General features: G+C 70.8%; 14 protein-coding genes and 1 pseudogene. 6 read left to right on the top strand and 9 right to left on the bottom strand.

Features of this window, described 5'->3' with window-relative positions; genetic code table 11:
* Positions 1-24: 24 nt before the first annotated feature.
* From SSQG_RS24565 to SSQG_RS24555, 3 genes are all read right to left on the bottom strand, one after another.
* Positions 25-1,071 carry a BMP family lipoprotein gene (locus SSQG_RS24565; RefSeq protein WP_003992541.1) on the bottom strand — a complete coding sequence of 349 codons (1,047 nt, stop codon included), beginning with the start codon at positions 1,069-1,071 and terminating at the stop codon, positions 25-27.
* Positions 1,072-1,338: 267 nt separating this feature from the next.
* Positions 1,339-2,385 carry a BMP family lipoprotein gene (locus SSQG_RS24560; protein WP_039933538.1) on the bottom strand — a complete coding sequence of 349 codons (1,047 nt, stop codon included), beginning with the start codon at positions 2,383-2,385 and terminating at the stop codon, positions 1,339-1,341.
* 285 nt (positions 2,386-2,670) lie between these two features.
* Positions 2,671-3,903: a M20 family metallopeptidase gene (locus SSQG_RS24555; RefSeq protein ID WP_039933537.1), complete on the bottom strand. Its 1,233-nt coding sequence runs from the start codon at positions 3,901-3,903 to the stop codon at positions 2,671-2,673.
* Positions 3,904-4,201: 298 nt separating this feature from the next.
* Here SSQG_RS24555 and SSQG_RS24550 point away from each other — a divergent pair, with 298 nt between their 5' ends.
* Positions 4,202-4,888: a class I SAM-dependent DNA methyltransferase gene (locus SSQG_RS24550; RefSeq protein WP_003992538.1), complete on the top strand. Its 687-nt coding sequence runs from the start codon at positions 4,202-4,204 to the stop codon at positions 4,886-4,888.
* Positions 4,889-5,401: 513 nt separating this feature from the next.
* Here the strand turns inward: SSQG_RS24550 and SSQG_RS24545 are convergent.
* From SSQG_RS24545 to SSQG_RS24530, 4 genes and pseudogenes are all read right to left on the bottom strand, one after another.
* Positions 5,402-6,460 (bottom strand): annotated as a pseudogene (locus tag SSQG_RS24545) (hypothetical protein); the annotation flags it as partial.
* A 48-nt stretch (positions 6,461-6,508) separates the two neighbouring features.
* The gene (locus tag SSQG_RS24540; RefSeq protein ID WP_039933536.1) at positions 6,509-7,447 is read right to left on the bottom strand and encodes an N-acetylneuraminate synthase family protein; all 939 of its coding nucleotides are present in this window, start codon (positions 7,445-7,447) and stop codon (positions 6,509-6,511) included.
* A 13-nt stretch (positions 7,448-7,460) separates the two neighbouring features.
* Positions 7,461-8,726: an N-acylneuraminate cytidylyltransferase gene (locus tag SSQG_RS24535; RefSeq protein ID WP_003992535.1), complete on the bottom strand. Its 1,266-nt coding sequence runs from the start codon at positions 8,724-8,726 to the stop codon at positions 7,461-7,463.
* 35 nt (positions 8,727-8,761) lie between these two features.
* Complete coding sequence (locus tag SSQG_RS24530) at positions 8,762-10,108, bottom strand: DUF6716 putative glycosyltransferase (RefSeq protein ID WP_003992534.1); 1,347 nt, start codon at positions 10,106-10,108, stop codon at positions 8,762-8,764.
* 198 nt (positions 10,109-10,306) lie between these two features.
* Here SSQG_RS24530 and SSQG_RS24525 point away from each other — a divergent pair, with 198 nt between their 5' ends.
* The 4 genes from SSQG_RS24525 to SSQG_RS24510 all read left to right on the top strand — a co-directional run bounded on the left by SSQG_RS24525 (position 10,307) and on the right by SSQG_RS24510 (position 14,963).
* Positions 10,307-11,293 (top strand): glycosyltransferase family 2 protein, encoded by a 987-nt coding sequence (locus tag SSQG_RS24525; RefSeq protein WP_003992533.1) that lies wholly within the window; start codon positions 10,307-10,309, stop codon positions 11,291-11,293.
* A complete protein-coding gene (locus tag SSQG_RS24520) occupies positions 11,293-12,624 on the top strand; it encodes an alpha-2,8-polysialyltransferase family protein (RefSeq protein WP_039933534.1) in 1,332 nt (443 codons plus the stop codon). Before SSQG_RS24525 ends, SSQG_RS24520 begins: the two co-directional genes overlap by 1 nt.
* 199 nt (positions 12,625-12,823) lie before the next feature.
* Entirely contained in the window at positions 12,824-13,978 is a 1,155-nt protein-coding gene (locus tag SSQG_RS24515; protein ID WP_003992531.1) for an acyltransferase family protein, read from the top strand.
* A 64-nt stretch (positions 13,979-14,042) separates the two neighbouring features.
* Positions 14,043-14,963 carry a class I SAM-dependent methyltransferase gene (locus SSQG_RS24510; RefSeq protein ID WP_003992530.1) on the top strand — a complete coding sequence of 307 codons (921 nt, stop codon included), beginning with the start codon at positions 14,043-14,045 and terminating at the stop codon, positions 14,961-14,963.
* A 10-nt stretch (positions 14,964-14,973) separates the two neighbouring features.
* Here SSQG_RS24510 and SSQG_RS24505 read toward each other — a convergent pair whose 3' ends face one another.
* A complete protein-coding gene (locus tag SSQG_RS24505; RefSeq protein WP_039933533.1) occupies positions 14,974-15,624 on the bottom strand; it encodes a TetR/AcrR family transcriptional regulator in 651 nt (216 codons plus the stop codon).
* A 74-nt stretch (positions 15,625-15,698) separates the two neighbouring features.
* On the opposite strand from SSQG_RS24505, the gene SSQG_RS24500 reads away from it, so the two are divergent.
* Positions 15,699-17,105, top strand: a complete 1,407-nt coding sequence (locus SSQG_RS24500; RefSeq protein WP_003992528.1) for an FAD-dependent oxidoreductase — start codon at positions 15,699-15,701, stop codon at positions 17,103-17,105.
* 173 nt (positions 17,106-17,278) lie between these two features.
* Here the strand turns inward: SSQG_RS24500 and leuE are convergent, their stop codons facing one another.
* Positions 17,279-17,929, bottom strand: coding sequence for a leucine efflux protein LeuE (leuE, locus tag SSQG_RS24495; protein ID WP_003992527.1), 651 nt, complete (start codon positions 17,927-17,929; stop codon positions 17,279-17,281).
* Between the last annotated feature and the right edge of the window lie 13 nt (positions 17,930-17,942).

Genomic DNA, 17,942 nt, shown 5'->3' with positions numbered 1-17,942 from the left:
CCACCTGCTTCAGGCAGTAGCTCGTCAGCTGCTCTTGACCTTGATCTCGCCGCTGATGATCTTCTCCTTGGCCGTCTTGATGGCTTCCTGGAGCTCGGCGTTGTCCGCGAACTTCGGGTTGGAGTTCGACAGGCTCACCTCGCCGGTCTTCAGATCGCCACGAACGATACCGGTCTCCGGCTTACCGTCCTTCACGGACTTCGCCAGGCTGTACACCGCCTTGGCGACGTCCTTCATCGCCGAGGTGAGGATGGAGTCCTTGTACTTGGCGAGGGCTTCCTGCTCGTACTGGTCGGAGTCGACGCCGATCGCCCACACCTTCTTGGCGGCGGCGGCCTCGATCACGCCCTGACCGGACAGACCGGCGGCCGCGTAGACCACGTCGGCCTTCTTCTCGATCTGACCCTCGGCGGCCGTCTTGCCCTTGTCGGGGCTGGCGAAGCCGCCTTCCTCGGCGGTCTGCGTCAGGTACTGGGAGAGGACCTTGACCTTCGGGTCGGTGTCCTTGACGCCCTGCGCGAAGCCCGCCTGGAACTTGTGGATCAGCGGGATGTCCACACCGCCGACGAAGCCGACGACCTTCGACTTGGTGCTCTTGGCGGCGGCGACACCGGCCAGGTAGGAGGCCTGCTCCTCGTTGAAGACCAGGTCGGCCACGTTCTTGGTGTTGATCGTGGCGTCGTCGACGATGCCGAAGGTGGTCTTCGGGAACTTCTCCGCGGCGCCCTTCACTGCGGCGGCGTAGGCGTAGCCGACACCGACGACCGGGTTGTAGCCCTGCTTGGCCAGCGAGACCAGGCGCTGCTCCTTGTCGGCGTCCGTCTCGCCCTCGGTGGGCTCCAGGTCGGCGGTCTTGTAGCCGAACTCCTTCTGCGCCTTCTCCAGACCCGCGTAGGCGGCGTCGTTGAAGGACTGGTCGCCCTTGCCGCCGACGTCGTACGCGATGGCGAGGCCCTTGTTCCCCTTCGATTCGGACGACCCGGAGGTCGAGGTGTTGCCACAGGCGGAGAGGGCGAGGGCCAGGGAAGCGGTCGCTGCGCCTGCGACCGTGATCCGGGAAATCCGGCGCATGTGTGAGTGCTCCTGTCGTACAAGCGCCGGATGGACAGCTGGACAGCTTCGGCGCTGGTTTCGCCGCAGATTAACGCGCGTAGACCTGCCTGAAAACCCCTTCTGTCCACCTTGTTATGCGCCCGTGCCCAAGCCAGTACCGCGTCCCGGCCGGGGCGTTGCCGACCGCGAACGGAGGGTGGCGCTGGGTGATCCGGGCCCGGGAAGCGCGAGACGGGCGGGCACCGTGGGTGCCCGCCCGCCTCACCTGCTGTGCGACCGCTGCCGCTACTCGGTCTTGACCTTGATGGTGCCGTCGGTGATGCCTTCCTTGGCCTTCTTCACGGCGTCCGCGAGGCCCGGAACCTTGGCGTACTCCGGGTTCGACTCGGAGAGGCCGACGCCGTTGACCTTGAGGTCGAAGGTCTGGGTGCCGGTCAGCGGCTTGCCGTCGTGGACCGACTTGGAGAGCGCGTAGACCGCGCCGCCGACGTCCTTGAGGGCGCTGGTGAGGATGGAGTTCTTGTACTTCGCGAGGGCGGCCTGCTTGTACTGGTCGGAGTCGACGCCGATCGCCCAGACCTTCGCCTTGGCGGCGGCCTCGATGACGCCCTGCCCGGACAGGCCGGCGGCCGCGTAGACCACGTCGGCCTTCTTCTCGATCTGGCCCTCGGCAGCGGCCTTGCCCTTGTCGGGGCTGGCGAAGCCGCCCTCCTCGGCCGTCTGCGTCAGGTACTGCGACACGACCTTGACCTTGGGGTCGGTGTCCTGGACGCCCTGCTTGTAGCCGGCCTCGAACTTGTGGATCAGCGGGATGTCCACACCGCCCACGAAGCCGACGACCTTCGACTTGGTGCTCTTGGCGGCGGCGACACCGGCCAGGTACGAAGCCTGCTCCTCGGCGAAGACGAGGGAGGCGACGTTCTTGCTGTCGACCACGAAGTCCACGATGCCGAAGCTGGTCTTCGGGTACTTGGCGGCGACGGCCTTCATCGCCGGGCCGTAGGCGTAGCCGATGCCTATGACAGGGTTGTAACCCTGCTTGGCCAGGGAGGCCAGGCGCTGCTCCTTGTCGGCGTCGGTCTCGCCCTCGGTGGGCTCGATGTCGGCCGTCTTGTAGCCGTACTCGCCCTTGGCCTTCGTCAGCCCGGCGTAGGCGGCGTCGTTGAAGGACTGGTCGCCCTTGCCGCCGACGTCGTACGCGATGGCGACGCCACGGTCGTTCTTGTCGCCGCTGTCGCCACTCTCACCGCTGGTGCTGCCACAGGCCGTGGCGACGAGCCCCAGCGACGCGACCCCCACCGCGACACGGGTCAGTTTGGAAATCCGACGCATCTGAAGTTCCCCATTCTCCAAAGACCCGCAGTGGGTGCTCGGTGCGGCGCACATTAACGCGCGTAGAAACCCCTTGGGAACGGGTCACAGGAGTGCGTTATCCATTCGTGCCGATGGCCGGTTACGCCGGTGTGAACGGCGGGCTCGAACGGGGCCGAAAGGGTGCGGTCGGGGCGCACCGCGCCCCGCTCTCTCGGGGACGGGAGCGGGGCGGGGAAACGAAGTCTTTTCCGGGGGCCGGGGGCCGGGCCTGGCACGCAGTTGGAGCCTGGGCTGGGGGCTGGGCTAGCGGAGGCCGTTGACCAGGGCTGCGGCTGTGAAGAGTTCCACTCCTACCGAGATCGCGGACTCGTCCACGTCGAAGTCGCCCTGGTGGAGGTCGCGGACGTGGAGTTCGCCCGGGGTGCGCACGCCCAGGCGGGCCATGGCGCCGGGGACGTGTTCCAGGTACCAGGAGAAGTCCTCGCCGCCGAGGCTCTGCTCGGTGCCCACCACGGAGTCGACGCCGCGCCGGGCGATCATGGCGTCCCGCAGGAGCTCGGTCACGCCGGGCTCGTTGACGACGGGCGGGACCCCCCGCACGTAGTTGATCTCCGACTTGGCGCGGTAGAGGTTGGCGATCTCGTCGATCGCGCCGACCACGACGTCGGGCGCCTGCCGCCACGCGTCGATGTCGAGGCACCGCACGGTGCCGGAGAGTTCGGCGTGCTGCGGGATCACGTTGGGCGCGTGCCCCGACTCGACGCGGCCCCAGGTGATGGCGAGTCCGCTCCGGCTGTCGAAGCGGCGGCCGACCAGGGCGGGTACGTCGGTGACGACACGGGCGGCCGCGGTGACCAGGTCGGTCGTCAGGTGGGGGCGTGCCGTGTGGCCGCCCGGGCCGTTCAGGGCGATCTCCAGCCGGTCGCAGGCGGAGGTGATGGGCCCCTCGCGGAGTCCGATCTGCCCCGCGTCCACCCGGGGGTCGCAGTGCACGGCGATGATCGCGCCGACCCCTTCCAGCGCCCCGCCCTTGATGGCGTCGGCGGCGCCGCCCGGCAGCACCTCCTCGGCAGGCTGGAAGATCAGCCGGACGGGGCGGGGCAGCAGGCCCTGCTTGTGCAGTTCGGCGAGGACGAGGCCGGCGCCGAGGACGACCGTGGTGTGCACGTCGTGGCCGCAGGCGTGCGCACGGTCGGGCACGGTCGAGCGGTACGGGCAGTCGGCCTTGGTGTCGGGGATGGGCAGGCCGTCGATGTCGGCCCGCAGCGCGAGCATGCTGGGCCCCCCGTCCCACTGCTCACCCGCTACGCCGATGTCACAGACGAGTCCGGTCCCGACGGGGAGGACGCGCGGCTTGAGCCCCACCCTCTCCAGCCGCTCCTTGATCGCGGCTGTGGTGCGGAACTCCTGGTTGCCCAGCTCCGGGTGCATGTGCATGTCGCGTCGGAACGCGATGAGCTCGGCCCGCAGAACGTCGGGCAGCGCACCGGGAAGCACGGCTCCCCCGGGAAGATCGACCTCGGACTCCAGTGACATCAATTGCTTCACCCTCTGAAGGGTAGGGCGCCAGGGCGGCCGGCTGACCCTCGATCAACAAAACTTCAACCCGTTAGGGGAAGAAAATATGGCCGCCGGGCGCATAGCTATCAAATGAGATGGGTAAGCTGCCTGCCTTTTAGGCCGCGCTGGTCACCACACCCCCCAGAGTGTGACATCGGCCACACCTCCGTCATCGCTCCGGTATCCAACCATCCTCCTCCACGGATACCACGCCCCGCGCGGGGAACGCTGGCCCGTTCGCCTGCCGGACGCGCGCCACCGATAGTGTGCGCGGGTGCGCGCAGACTCCCCCGAGTTCCTTCACGCAACCCAGGCCTCGTACGACGCCATCGCCGAGGCCTACGCCGCCGAGTTCCCCGACAGCCTGGCGGGCAGACCTCTGGAGCGGGCCCTCCTCACGGCCTTCGTGGACATGGTCCGGGCCGCCGGGGCGCCGAAGCAGCCCCCGGTCGCCGACCTCGGCAGCGGCCCCGGACACGTGGCGGCGCGGCTGCACGCGTTCGGGCTGCCGGTCTTCGGGGTGGACGTCTCTCCCCGCATGGTGGCCCTGGCCCGCCGGGAGCACCCGGAGCTGCGGTTCCACGTCGGTTCGATGACGGCCCTGGACCTGCCGGACGAGACGCTCGGCGGCATCGTCGCGCTCTACTCGATCATTCATGTGCCGGACGACCAGCTGCCCGCGGTCTTCGCCGAGTTCCACCGTGTGCTGGTGCCGGGCGCGCCCGTGCTGCTGGGCTTCCAGTCCGGTGACGTGGACGGTCATGAACGGCTCACGGAGCGCTTCGGGCAGGAGATCTCTCTCGACTACTACTGGCGCACCCCGGACACCGTCGCGTCCCACTTCACGCGGGCCGGACTGGAGCTGCACGCCTGTGTGCTGCGCGAGGCCGTGGACGGGGAGAAGCGTCCTCGCACCTTCTTGCTGGCCCGCAGGCCGGCGGTGGTCGCCGGACCTGAGTGACATCGAGGGGGCTTCTGCGAGCGTGCGTGCCGGGCGTCGCGGAGCAGGCGGGGAGCTGCTGGACGGGCTCCAGGACCTGAGCCGGAGATTTTCGGGTAGTTCTCGCGAGCTGCCCGGCGTGCCGGAGGCCGGACTCCAGCAGGCCCGGCCGGACCCGGCGGCCGCACGGCATCCGGCTGACGGCCGCCGATCCGACGACAGGGTCTCTGACTCAGGTCACTACCCCGCGGCCACCACGCCCGCGGCACCCGCCGGGCCGGCCATGCTCGCCGAACCGGTCGAACCGGCTGAACCGGTCGACCCTGGCGAACCAGCCGACCTTGGCGAACCAGCCGGTCGTGGCGAACCAGCCGGTCGTGGCGAGCCCGCCGTCCCGGTCGCGCCTGTCGCGCTTGTCGCGCCCGTCGTGCCCGTGATCTTCCCCGGACCCGCCGGGCCATCCGGACCCGCCGGGTCCGCCGGATCCGCCGAAGGGGCCGGATCCGGCGAAGAGGCCGGAGCCACAGGAGGCGCCGAGTCCACCGTCGACAACCGGTGCACGTCCCGCGCCGTCCCCGTGACCCCCGAGAGGAATCCCTGGGCCCGGGGTGAAGCGTGTTCGGTCAGCCATGCCGGGTCGATGTCGCAGACCGCGACGCGGACCTCCGTGCCGGACAGGGCCAGCGGCAGGGTGTGCACGACCGTGGACGGAAAGCTGAGGATCATCCGGCCGATGGGGCCTCGGCGGGCGATCAGTTCGAGGGGGAGTTCGGGGCGGACGATCTCCAGGCCCGTCTCGACCGCGAGGCGGTGCAGCTTCGTCGGGCTCTCGCGGCGGTGTGCGAAGTAGCGGGTGGCGCCGTGGGTCGCGGCCAGGGCGCGGACGGCCTCGAGGTAGCGGTCGTCGTCCACGACACCCGTCTCCACCAGGGACGTACCGACCATGTCGGCGCCTTTGGTGATGCGGGGCGGGCCGAAGCGGGACCGGGTCCAGGCGAAGTCGTTGGCGGTGACGGTGACACCCGCCGGGGTGTCCTGCACCGGCATGGACGAGAAGACCTCGACTCGGCGCTTGCCTCCGGGGGTCAGCCGGCGGCGGGCCGAGGAGGACACGGGCGCGAAGATCAGGTCCCGCGGGCCGGGGCGGCCGCCCTTGCGGTGCCAGCGCACCAGCCGCTCGCCCCGGGCCAGCTGGCCGACGAACTCCATCGTGGCCGTGCCGTCGTCGACGACGACGAGGTCACGGGCGCGTGTGATCGTCAGCAGCAGTTGCACGTAACGGGAGAAGGGGTCCCCCAGCACCACCCGGTGCGCCCTGCGGAGCAGGCCCGTGAGGCCGCCGATGGTCTGGAAGGGCGCCATCGGGCCGCCGCGCGCCTCCTCCCAGCGCACCACGTGCCCCTCGTCGCGGGCCAGGTCGGACATCCGCCGCAGCTGGCCACGCGTCATCGGGTCGACGGGTGACAGCACCACGAGGGTGAGCCCCACGCCGGGCGCTTGCGTGTGCGCCCACTCCAGCACGTTCAGCAGCTGTACCGGACTCTCGACGAACGCGAGAGTGTGGGGGCCGGCGTTCCCGGCGCGGGGGCTCATCGACGTACGACCGTCCCGTCGTAAGGGGGGGTGTGGGGAGGGGTGCTCTCAGACGCCGACCGGCTCGCCCGCCGCGTCGGCGATCTCCGCCTCGGCGACCACACCGGTGACGCGGCGCAGCTTCTTCATCGGGGCCAGCTCGGACTCGTAGACCTTCTTCACGCCGTCGCCGAGGGAGGCCTCGATCGTGCGGATGTCACGGACGAGGCGGGTGAGGCCCTGCGGCTCGACGGAGGCGGCCTGGTCCGAGCCCCACATGGCGCGGTCGAGGGTGATGTGACGCTCGACGAAGGTGGCGCCCAGGGCGACCGCGGCGAGGGTGGTCTGCAGACCCGTCTCGTGACCGGAGTAGCCGATCGGGACGTTCGGGTACTCCTGCTGCAGGGTGTTGATGACGCGCAGGTTGAGCTCCTCGGCCTTGGCCGGGTAGGTCGACGTGGCGTGGCACATCAGGATGTTGTCCGAGCCGAGGACCTCGACCGCGTGGCGGATCTGCTTCGGGGTCGACATGCCGGTGGAGAGGATCACCGCGCGGCCGGTGGAGCGCAGGGAGCGCAGCAGCTCGTCGTCGGTGAGGGAGGCGGAGGCGACCTTGTGGGCGGGGACGTCGAACTTCTCCAGGAAGGCGACGGCCTCGGTGTCCCACGGGGAGGCGAACCAGTCGATGTTCTTCGACTTGCAGTAGTCGTCGATCGCGCGGTACTCGTCCTCACCGAACTCCACGCGGTGGCGGTAGTCGATGTAGGTCATCCGGCCCCAGGGGGTGTCGCGCTCGATGTCCCACTGGTCGCGCGGGGTGCAGATCTCCGGGGTGCGCTTCTGGAACTTGACGGCGTCGCAGCCGGCCTCGGCGGCGGCGTCGATCAGCTTGAAGGCGTTCTCGAGCTCGCCGTTGTGGTTGATGCCGATCTCACCGCAGACGTAGACCGGACGGCCCGGGCCGACCTCGCGCGAACCGAAGGTGCGGATACGGGAGTTGGTGCTCATGGCAGAGATGTCCTTACTTGGTGAGGGAATCGAGAGAGGGGCCGAGGATCCAGCTGGCGATCTCTCGGATCGCGCCGTCGCCACCGGGGACGGTGGTGACCGCGCGTGCGGCGCCGCGCACGACGTCGTGGGCGCTCGCGACCGCCACGGGCCAGCCGACGAGGGCGAAGCACGGGAGGTCATTGACGTCGTTGCCGACGTAGAGCACGCGCTCCGGCGCGATGCCCTGCTCCTCGCACCACTGCTTCAGCGCGAGGTCCTTGCGGTCGATGCCGTGCAGCACCGGGAGCTTGAGCTTCCGGGCCCGGGCGGCGACCACAGGGTTCTGTTCCGTGGACAGGATCAGCATGTTGAGGCCGCTCCTGCGGAGGGCCGCGATGCCGAGTCCGTCCCCGCGGTGCACGGAGACGAACTCCCGTCCGTCGGAGTCGACGAGCACCCGGTCGTCGGTCTGGGTGCCGTCGAAGTCGAGGACGACCGCGTCGATGTCGTCGGCGGTCGGGAGGGCGCCGGGGCGCTCCGCGTCGAAGAGCGGGGCGAGGGCCCGGGCGCGGGCCAGGTCGTGCGGATCGTCGATCTCCAGGACCCGGGCGGGGTCGGTGCGCACGAGTTCCGTGCGGCCGAAGAAGCGGTGCTGGTGCTTGCGGAAGCCGAGCGCGTCCATGCCGTAGACGGCGCCGGTCTCCAGGAAGTCCTGGGGGCGGTCCTGGCGGCGCGGGCGGAAGGACTTGTCGTGGTTGATGCCGTAGCCGCCGCCGACGGCCGCGTCGGACTCCGCGACGCTCCCGGCCGTGACCTCGTCGTCCGCGTCGCGCCACACGAAGCCGTGGAACGGGGCCACGGTCAGCGCGGTGTCGGCGCCGTTCTCCGCGATGGACTCGACGACCCCGTCCACGTCCTCGCGGATGATGAACGGGCTGGTGCACTGCACCAGCAGCACCACGTCCACCTGCGCCCCGTGCAGGGCCTCGTGGGCGTCCATGGCGTGCAGCACCGCGGCCTCGGAGGTCGCCGTGTCCCCGGCGATGGCGGCGGGGCGCAGCACGATCTCCGCGCCGGCCTCGCGGGCGGCGGCGGCGATGGCCTGGTCGTCGGTGGAGACGACGACGTCGGTGACCAGCCGGGAGGCGAGGCACTCACGCACCGCGCGGGACACCAGCGGGACGCCGCCGACGGGCAGGAGGTTCTTCGCGGGCACGCCCTTGGAGCCGCCGCGCGCGGGGATCACCGCGAGCACGCGGCGCACCGAGGCGCCTCGGCCCGCTTCCGGTTGGGACATGGGGACTACTCCTTGAGCAGGGGTCTCGGGGCGGCTCACAGCTCGCCCATCCGCCGGATGACGGGCGCCACGCGCTGCACGCCGTGCCGGTAGGCGCCGCGCGCCGCCCGGCGCACGATCTGCCGGACCGGTCCGGGGTCCTTGTCGGCGGCGGGCGCGCCGGGCAGCGGGGTGCCGTCCGGGCCGAGGTGGTGGCGGGCGAGGATCCCGGGCAGATAGCCGGGGGCGGTGACGGGTGTGTAGTACGGGGCCAGCGGCGGCAGTCCGCCGGGCCGGCCGAGCAGCTTGGCGATGCGCTCGCGCGCCACGTCGAAGGCGGACTCGTACGATCCGTCGGCCACGACGCCCTGTCGCGCGACCCACTCCGTGTCGGGCACGGGCCGGTGTCCGGCGTCGAGCTGGTCCCAGGAGGCGAGGCAGCCGGAGCCGACGAAGTGGTGGTTGCCGAGCGCCTCACGCACGCCGAGGTCGGTCAGGACGACGGTCGGGACGCGGCGGTGCAGCGACTCCAGGGCGGCCGTGGAGCTGACCGTCACCAGCAGGTCGGTGCGGTCGAGGACCTCGCCCATGTTTCCGTACACCAGGCGGAAGTTGGCCGGTGGGTCGAGGCGCTGCACCAGCTTCTGGTACGGCAGTTCCTCGATGTGGGTGGTGTGTTCGCCCGGCTTGGAGCGCAGCTTCAGCAGCACCTCGCGCTCGGGGTGCCGGCGGGCGTGCTGGACCAGCCGGTTCAGCAGGTACGTACGGTCCTTGCGGTTCTCCGGCACGGAGGGCTGGGCGGCGAAGACGACCGTATAAGGGGTGTGTTCGCCTTCGTAGGCCGCGCCGCCGAGGAAGGGCAGGGCCACTTCGGTGACTGACGAGGCGTCGGCGCCCACCCCGTCGTAGACGGCCCGGAAACGGTCCGCGTCCTGGCGGGAGTTGGCGAGGACCAGGTCCGCGCCGTGCCGCAGCAGCAGGCCGTCGGCGAGCTTCTCGTAGACGACACCGACGTAGCCGGTGACCACGACCGGGCGCGAAGTCCGGTTCTCCCAGACCCGCTTCAGGCCGTGCAGCATCGCCTGCACACCGCCGCCGACCAGGGCGAGGACGAGGATGTCGTACGACTCCTCTTCCATGGCGCGCAGGAACTCGACGGCGGTGACCTCCCGCAGCGAGTCGGCGCGCACCCCGACCTCCTCCAGCTGGCGCGGGGTGGGCGTCGCCCGGCCGCGCAGCAGGAATCCGTCGAGGGCAGGTCCCACTTGCGCGTCGTCGCGCGGTCCGGCTTCCATGGACGGACCCGGGGCGATGCGGTGCGCGGTGAGCGCACCCCATTTCCATCGGGTGTCGGAGTCCGCGAGGACGGCGATTCGCGGGCGCTTCGGTGTACTTGCTGGCACGTCGAAGACGCTAGGAAGCAATTCCTAGGTATGGCGGAACCGCGACTCAACGAAAAGTTAACAACACCCCACCGAGAGCCGAACTGGCCAGCCGGAAGGCGGGAAGTACACGGGGTGCACCGTTCTGACACATTGAGTTCACCCAGTGTATGTTCACCAGAAAGTTCCGGAGCCGGACGGGCTCCTAACGTTTTGCGGGTGCCTAAGCTTTCCGTGATCGTGCCGTTCTACAACGTGCAGCAATACGCCCCGGACACCCTCAGAAGCCTTCGGTTGAACGCCGACCGCGATTTCGAGTTCATCCTGGTCGACGACCATTCGAAGGACGAAACCCCGGCCATTCTCGAACGAGCGGCCGAGGACCTTTCGGATGTCGCGCGCGTGCGATACATCCGACACGAGCAGAACGGCGGGCTGGCCACGGCCCGCAACACCGGCCTGGACGCGGCGCAGGGCGAGTACCTGACGTTCCTGGACGGTGACGACTGGCTGGCCCCCGGCTATCTCGCCGAACTGGTGTCCGCCATGGACGAGTTGGGCTGCGACTTCGTCCGCACCGACCATGTGCAGGCGACCGCCCGGGCCCGTTCCGTGAGCCGGGTCCCGGTCGGCCGGCGCTGGGAGGCGTTCAGCCCGCGGGACGCGATCCTGCCCGCCCACCGCTCGACGTCCGTCGACTACGCCTACGCGTGGGCCGGCGCCTACCACCGCCGCCTGCTCGACCAGGGCGTGCTGCACTTCACCGACGGGTTGCGCACGGCCGAGGACCGGCCGTGGATCTGGAAGCTGCACCGCGAGGCGGAGTCGTTCGCCGTGGTGAGCCTGCTGGGTGTGTTCTACCGGCGCGGGGTGGCCTCGTCCCTGACCCAGATCGGCGACGTCCGCCAGCTCGACTTCATTCGCGCTTTCGACCAGGTGATCGAGGAGACGGCCGCGGACCGCGAGGCGGACCGGCTGCTCCCCAAGGCGGTGCGGACGTACTGCGCGATCATCGCCCACCACCTTTCCAACGAAGACAGGTTCGAACCGGCCGTGGCCAGGCAGCTGCGGTCGATGAGCGCGGCGGCCATCAGGCGCATGCCGCAGGACGCGCTCGGAGACGCACTGGAGGCCATGGACATGGACCGCTCGGCCAAGCTGCGGCGGCTGCGGCGCAGGGTCACCACGGCGGGGGCGGCCGCCTGATGCCCGGGACCACACAGATCTTCTGCGCCTCGACGCTGTACGGCGTCGCCACCCTGGCCGCCGCGATCGACTCGGACCTCTTCGAGGAGCCGGACCGCCGGGTGCTGCTGGTGTTCAACAACTCCGCGAACCCGGAGACGACCCCGGCCCTCGACGAGATGCCGGGCTTCGCGCCGCTGCGCGAGCACTTCGACGAGGTGCTGTCCTGGAACGAGGCGATCCGCCCCTTCCACCCCGGTGCCTGGACGCCGCGCTCCGACGACATCCCGCTCTTCGAGCGCTATCTGCGGATGCTGTGGGGCCTCGGCGAGGACCGGGTGAGCCTGGTGCTGGAGTCCATCCAGGTCGCGCCCGCGCTCACGGTGGCCCAGCTGTTCACCGACGCCCCCGTCGACGTCTACGCCGACGGGCTGATGAGCTACGGCCCCACGCGCAACAAGCTCGACCCGCTCGTCGGCACGCGCGTGCGGCGGCTGCTGCACCTCGATCTGGTGCCGGGGCTCACGCCGATGCTGCTGACCGAGTTCGACGTGCCGGCGCACCTGGTGCCGTCGCCCGCGTTCCTGAAGGTGCTGGGCGAGGTCACCGAGACCGTCCCGGAGCTGCCCGACCTGCCCGGTGACGCGGCGCTGCTGCTCGGCCAGTACCTGTCGGCGCTGAACATCCTCTCCCCCGAGGAGGAAGAGGACCTGCACGTGCGGATGATGCGGGGCGCCGTCGCCCGCGGCCACCGCACGGTCGTCTTCAAACCGCACCCGACCGCACCGGCCCGCTACAGCCGCGCCCTGGAGTCCGAGGCCGAGAAGCTCGGCGTGGACCTCACCGTGCTGGACACGCCGGTGCTCGCCGAGGTGCTGTTCGACCGGGCCCGGCCGGCGCTGGTCGTGGGCTGCTTCTCGACCGCGCTGTTCACGGCCTCGGCCTTCTACGACCTGCCCGTGGCGCGCATCGGCACCGACCTGCTGCTGGAGCGGCTGACGCCCTACCAGAACAGCAACCGGATCCCCACCACCCTGGCGGACGCGCTGCTGCCCGACCTGGAAGGCGACGGGGACGGTGACGTCCTGCCGTCCGAACGGCTGTCCGACCTGGTCATCGCCGTCGGGTTCACCATGCAGCCGCAGATCTACCCGGACCTGCGTCCGCGGGCGGAGCGGTTCCTCTCCCGGCACCTCGGTGCGCGCACCCGGCGCTACTTCAAGAAGCGCCGTCTCACCGCGCTCGGACTGCCCGGTGGTATTCCGCAGCGGCTGGCGTTCCTGCCCCGCAACTCCACGGCACGCCGGGTGGTGCGCCGGGCGCGGGCGCTGCGCAAGGCGGTACGGCGCTGAAGCGGGCCCGCCCCGGCGGCGGGCTTCGGCGACATCCGGTGGGCTTCGGCGACATCCAGATGAACCCATGGGGACCGGCAGGCGAAGCCTGTTCCCGTCGAACGTTTTAGCGTCAATCTCCGTCCTAGGGTGACTGCCGGCGCCCTGCCCGCCCACAGGCGGCTCAGGTAGAGGACATACGAGCTACAGAGGTTTCAGCGTGACCGAGACGGTCGTCAGCACCCGCAAGCCCCAGCCCGGTGCCGCCGTGCTGGTCGAACCACCGGGCGCCACGACCGTCCCACGGCGCCGGCAGAGCTCCGGCGGCCGGCTGCGTGCCCTGGACGGGCTGCGGCTGGTGGCCGCGCTGATGGTGGCGGCGTACCACTACGGCGGCCGGGACGGCGAGGTCGCCGAGGCCTGGGGCACCTCGCCCAAGGAGCAGTTCCCGACGCTGCACGAGTACTTCGCCTACGGCTGTCTCGGCGTCCAGGTCTTCTTCGTGATCAGCGGGTTCGTGATCTGCATGAGCGGCTGGGGCCGGCCGCTGAAGTCGTTCTTCGCCTCCCGCGCCTCCCGGCTGCTGCCCGCCTACTGGGCGGCGGTCGTGCTCGTGACGGCCGTGTTCGCGCTGCCGGTGGTCGCCTACGAGGCGGTGTCGCCGAGCGACGCGCTGGTGAACCTGACCATGCTTCAGATGCCGCTGGGCGTGGACCGGGTGCTCGGGGTGTGCTGGACGCTGTGGGCGGAGATCCGCTTCTACGCGCTGTTCGCGCTGTGCGTGGTGCTCCCCGGGGCGAACCGCCGCCGGGTGATCATGTTCTGCGGGATCTGGATGCTGGCCGCGGTGATGGCCGAGAACGCGAACATGCCGCTGCTCGACATCGTGGTGATGCCCGAGTACGCCCCGTTCTTCATCGGCGGCGTCGGCCTCTACCTCGTCCACCTGGACCGGCGGGACGCCTACGGCTGGGGCATCGTCGCCGTGAGCTGGCTGACAGGGCAGCACTTCGCGGTGCAGAGCCTGTGGCACGCGCCCAGCGCGGACGGTTTCTCCTACCGTTCCTCGCTCGGCATCCTCGCCGTCGTGACCTTCGGGTTCGTGGCGGTCGCGGCGATCGCGCTGGGCTGGCTGCGGTGGGCGAACTGGCGCTGGCTGACGGTGGCGGGGGCGCTGACGTATCCGTTCTACCTCGTCCACGAGCACCTCGGCTGGGTGGTGATCCACGCCCTGCACCGGGGTCTGGACCTGCCGTCCGGGGTGACATTCGCCCTGACCGCGGCCTCAATGCTGATGCTTGCGTGGTTGCTGAACCACTATGTGGAGAAGCCGCTGACCCCACGGCTGCGGGCGATGCTGACGAAAGCCCGCTGAGGCTGTTCACGCGACGTTCAACCAACCGTCGGTTCCGGCAACGCTGAGGGAGAAGGCTCGTCCCATGACCAACGCACAAGCCACCGACAAGCACCCCGGCGAGCTCACGGACGTCCCCGGCTGGTTCCCCGCGCTGGACCAGATGCTCTTCACCTGGTTCCTGGAGCGGCAGCGGAGCCAGGGCATCCAGGGCGACCTGCTGGAACTCGGCGTCTACATGGGCAAGAGCGCGATCCTGCTCGGCCACCACCTCCAGACCGGCGAGAAGTTCACGGTCTGCGACCTGTTCGAGGGCGACGCCCCGGACGGCGCCAACCAGGCGGAGTCGCAGAAGTCCTACGCCTCGCTGACCCGCCAGACCTTCGAGCGGAACTACCTCTCCTTCCACGACACCCTGCCGACGGTGATCGCGGCCCCCAGCTCCGTGGTCCCCGAGAAGGTGGCCCCGAACACCTGCCGCTTCATCCACGTGGACGCCTCGCACCTGTACGAGCACGTGCACGGCGACATCGGCGCGGCCCACGACATCCTGCTGCCCGAGGGCATCGTGGTCCTCGACGACTTCCGTTCCGAGCACACGCCGGGTGTCTCGGTCGCCACCTGGGAGGCGGTCCTCAACCGCGGGCTGCGGCCGATCTGCCTCAGCACGCAGAAGCTCTACGGCACCTGGGGCGACCCCGAGCCGCTCCAGGAGGAACTGCTCGACATGCTCCGGCAGCGCTCGGACTGCGGACTGAGCGTGCAGGAGGCGGCGGGGCACCGGCTGGTCCGCGCCCGGTCCAGGGGCATGAAGCCGCCGCCCTTCCCGACCTCCCGGCACTACCTGGCGCCGGCACCGGCGAGCGTCCCGCCCGCCCGTGTCACCGAGTCCCGCGCGGCGCGCCCGGCCCGGCCCGCCCCGTCCCGGGCCCGCCGCCTCGCCAAGGACCTGCTGCCGCCCGTGGTCACCCGGGCCGTACGGCGGGCGCGCACGAAGCACTCCTGACCAAGGGGTGTCATGAGACCCCGTACCGCGCCCCGATCCCCTCGACGACGAGGGCCAGCCCCTCCTCGAAGTGCCGTTCGTAGTCCTCGAAGATCTCCGCGCCCGCCTGGGCCGACAGCGGGAAGTCGGCCATCAGGCGGGCGCGTTCGTGTACGTCGTAGCCCTCGCGGCGCTCGCCGGGCAGGGGCCGCACGCCCTGTTCCTCGGTGACGAAGCCGAGCGTGTACAGGTAGGTCGTGGTGAGCGCGCGGACGGCCTGGGGCAGGGTGAAGCCGGCTGCCGTGAACAGCCGCAGGTTCTCCTCCATCTGCCCGGCGTGCTCGATGCCGGTGAACCGTGAGCCGCTGAACACCTTCGCGCCGTCCCGGTAACCGAGCAGGGCCGCGCGCAGCCCCCGGTTGGCCTTCAGCAGCCGTTCCCGCCAGGTGTCGGCGGGGTCGAGGGCGGCCCCGGCCACCATCCGGCGGTACATCTGCGTCGCCATCTCGTCCAGCAGCGCCTGCTTGTCCTTGAAGTGCCAGTAGAGGGCGGGTGCCTTCACGTCCAGTTCCCGGGCGATGGCGCGCAGGGTCAGGCCGTCGAGGCCCACCTCGTTCAGCAGCCGCAGCGCGGTGTCCGCGACCCGTCGGCGGTCGAGGGGCTCACGTCGTTCCGTACTCACGCTTGACAACTTAACACCGTTAAGGCGACTCTGCTGAACGACGGCGCTTAACAACGTTAAGGAGTGGGTGGCTCATGGACACGGACGTGCTGGTGGTGGGAGCGGGCCCCACCGGGCTGGCGCTCGGCATCGATCTCGCCCGGCGGGGCGTGGCCGCGCTGGTCGTGGAGCGGGCGCAGGCGTTGTTCCCCGGCTCGCGCGGCAAGGGCATCCAGCCGCGCACCATGGAGGTCTTCGACGACCTGGGTGTGCTGGACGCGATCCGCGCGGCGGGCGGCACCTACCCGGTCGGGATGATCTGGCAGGACGGCAGGCGGGCGGGCGAGCACCGGATGTTCGACCCGGCCGAGGCGAGCGAGGACGCGCCGTACACCGAGCCGTGGATGGTGCCGCAATGGCGTACGCAGGAGATCCTGCGGGCGCGTCTGGAGGAGCTGGGAGGCGAGGTGGCCTTCGGCCGGGAGCTCGTCGGCCTGACGCAGGACGCGGACGGGGTCCGCGCTGAGTTCGACTCCGGGGAGCCCCTCACGGCCCGGTACGCCGTGGCGGCGGACGGCGGCCGCTCGACCGTGCGCAGGCTGCTCGGCATCGGCATGACGGGCGAGACCCTCGACCCCCACCCGACGCTCGTGGCGGACGTCCGGATCAGCGGCCTGGACCGGGACAACTGGCACGTCTTCCCGCCGGGCGGGGACGGCGACGGTTTCCTCGCGATCTGCCCGCTGGCCGGCACGGAGGACTTCCAGCTGGTGGCCCGGTTCCCGGACGGGACGGCTCCCGACCTGTCCTTGGAGGGCGTACGGAAAGTCGTCGCCGCCCGCTCGCACCTCGCGCCGGAGGCCGTGACCGAGCTGCGCTGGGCCTCGGACTTCCGCCCCCGGGCGGCCCTGGCGGACCGCTTCCGCTGCGGCCGGGTCTTCCTCGCCGGTGACGCGGCGCACGTGCACTCCCCGGCCGGCGGCCAGGGCCTCAACACCAGCGTCCAGGACGCCTACAACCTGGGCTGGAAGCTGGGCGCGGTGCTGCGCGACGGCGCGGACGCGGCCCTCCTCGACTCCTACGCGGAGGAACGGCGGCCCGTCGCCGCCGACATGCTGGGACTGTCGACCAGCGTGCACCGCGGTGAGACCCGGCGCGGCGAGGCGACCCGCCAGCTCGGCCTCGGCTACCGGGGGTCGTCGCTCACCCAGGAGACCCGGCCCGACCCGGGCCCGCTCCGGGCCGGTGACCGCGCGCCCGACGGCACCGTGGCCGGCGTCCGCCTCTTCGACGCCTTCCGCGGCCCCCACTGGACGCTGCTGGCGCTGGGCGGTGCGCAGGCTCCGGACGACGTCAAGGCGCCGGTCCACGTCGTACGGGGCCCGGCGCCCGGGACGTACGGCCCCGGCCTGTTCCTCGTCCGGCCCGACGGCTACGTCGGCTGGGCGGGCGACTCCCCCGCGGGCCTCCCCGAGTACCTCACCCGCTTCGGCCGGTGCTAGCCCCGCCAGATTCGGCCAGTGCTGGTGCCCCGACAGGCAACGTTCGCCCCGTCAGGCAACGTTCGCCCCGTCGCGACGCCCGGCACGCTCCCCACGCCCAGAGCACGCACCGGACGCCGCTCCTCGACGGGCAAACGGTGCCTGCCGCGGCACCAGCCCGGTGCGGTCCGCGGCTACGCGCCCGCCAGGGACAGCTTCACCGCGAAGCCGAGGAACAGCGCCCCCGCCGCCGAGGTGGCACCCGCCGACAGCCGCTTGCGGCGGCGGAAGGCGGCGGCCAGCCGGGTGCCGCCGAATATCAGCGCGCTCAGGTAGAGCACGCTGGCGAGCTGCGCGAAGGCGCCCAGGACGACGAAGGACACGGCGGGATAGGCGTACCCCGGGTCGACGAACTGCACGAAGAAGGCGACGAAGAACAGGATCGCCTTCGGGTTGAACAGGCTGACGACGAAGGCCCGGCGGAAGGGCCGCTCCTCGGCGGATGCGGGAGCCTCCGCCGCCTCGGCGGACCGCTCGCCCCGGGTGCGCCACATGCCCCAGGCGGCCCGCAGCATGCCTATGGCCAGCCACGTCAGATAGCCGGCACCCGCGTACTTCACGATCCCGAACAGCACGGCGTTCGCCTGCAACAGCGAGGCGACACCGGCCGCGGAGAGCGTCATCAGCACCGTGTCCCCGCACCACACGCCCCCTGCCGCGGTGTACCCGGCACGCACACCACGGCGGGCGGCCACGGACAGCACGTACAGCGAGTTGGGACCGGGCAGCAGGATGATGAGGACGAGGCCCGCCAGGTAGGTGGGCAGATCGATGACACCGAACATGGAAAGGAGTGTC

The sequence above is a fragment of the Streptomyces viridochromogenes DSM 40736 genome (assembly GCF_000158955.1).
GTDB classification, from domain to species: Bacteria; Actinomycetota; Actinomycetes; order Streptomycetales; family Streptomycetaceae; genus Streptomyces; species Streptomyces venetus.
The sequence above is the reverse complement of the archived record's forward strand: the minus strand, read 5'-3'. Positions and strand labels throughout refer to the sequence as shown.

Bases quoted from the DNA above. Each gene is read 5' to 3' on its own strand.
- SSQG_RS24565 (WP_003992541.1), bottom strand. From the start codon at position 1,071: ATGCGCCGGATTTCCCGGATCACGGTCGCAGGCGCAGCGACCGCTTCC.
- SSQG_RS24560 (WP_039933538.1), bottom strand. From the start codon at position 2,385: ATGCGTCGGATTTCCAAACTGACCCGTGTCGCGGTGGGGGTCGCGTCG.
- SSQG_RS24555 (WP_039933537.1), bottom strand. From the start codon at position 3,903: ATGTCACTGGAGTCCGAGGTCGATCTTCCCGGGGGAGCCGTGCTTCCC.
- SSQG_RS24540 (WP_039933536.1), bottom strand. From the start codon at position 7,447: ATGAGCACCAACTCCCGTATCCGCACCTTCGGTTCGCGCGAGGTCGGC.
- SSQG_RS24535 (WP_003992535.1), bottom strand. From the start codon at position 8,726: ATGTCCCAACCGGAAGCGGGCCGAGGCGCCTCGGTGCGCCGCGTGCTC.
- SSQG_RS24520 (WP_039933534.1), top strand. From the start codon at position 11,293: ATGCCCGGGACCACACAGATCTTCTGCGCCTCGACGCTGTACGGCGTC.
- SSQG_RS24510 (WP_003992530.1), top strand. From the start codon at position 14,043: ATGACCAACGCACAAGCCACCGACAAGCACCCCGGCGAGCTCACGGAC.
- SSQG_RS24500 (WP_003992528.1), top strand. From the start codon at position 15,699: ATGGACACGGACGTGCTGGTGGTGGGAGCGGGCCCCACCGGGCTGGCG.
- leuE (WP_003992527.1), bottom strand. From the start codon at position 17,929: ATGTTCGGTGTCATCGATCTGCCCACCTACCTGGCGGGCCTCGTCCTC.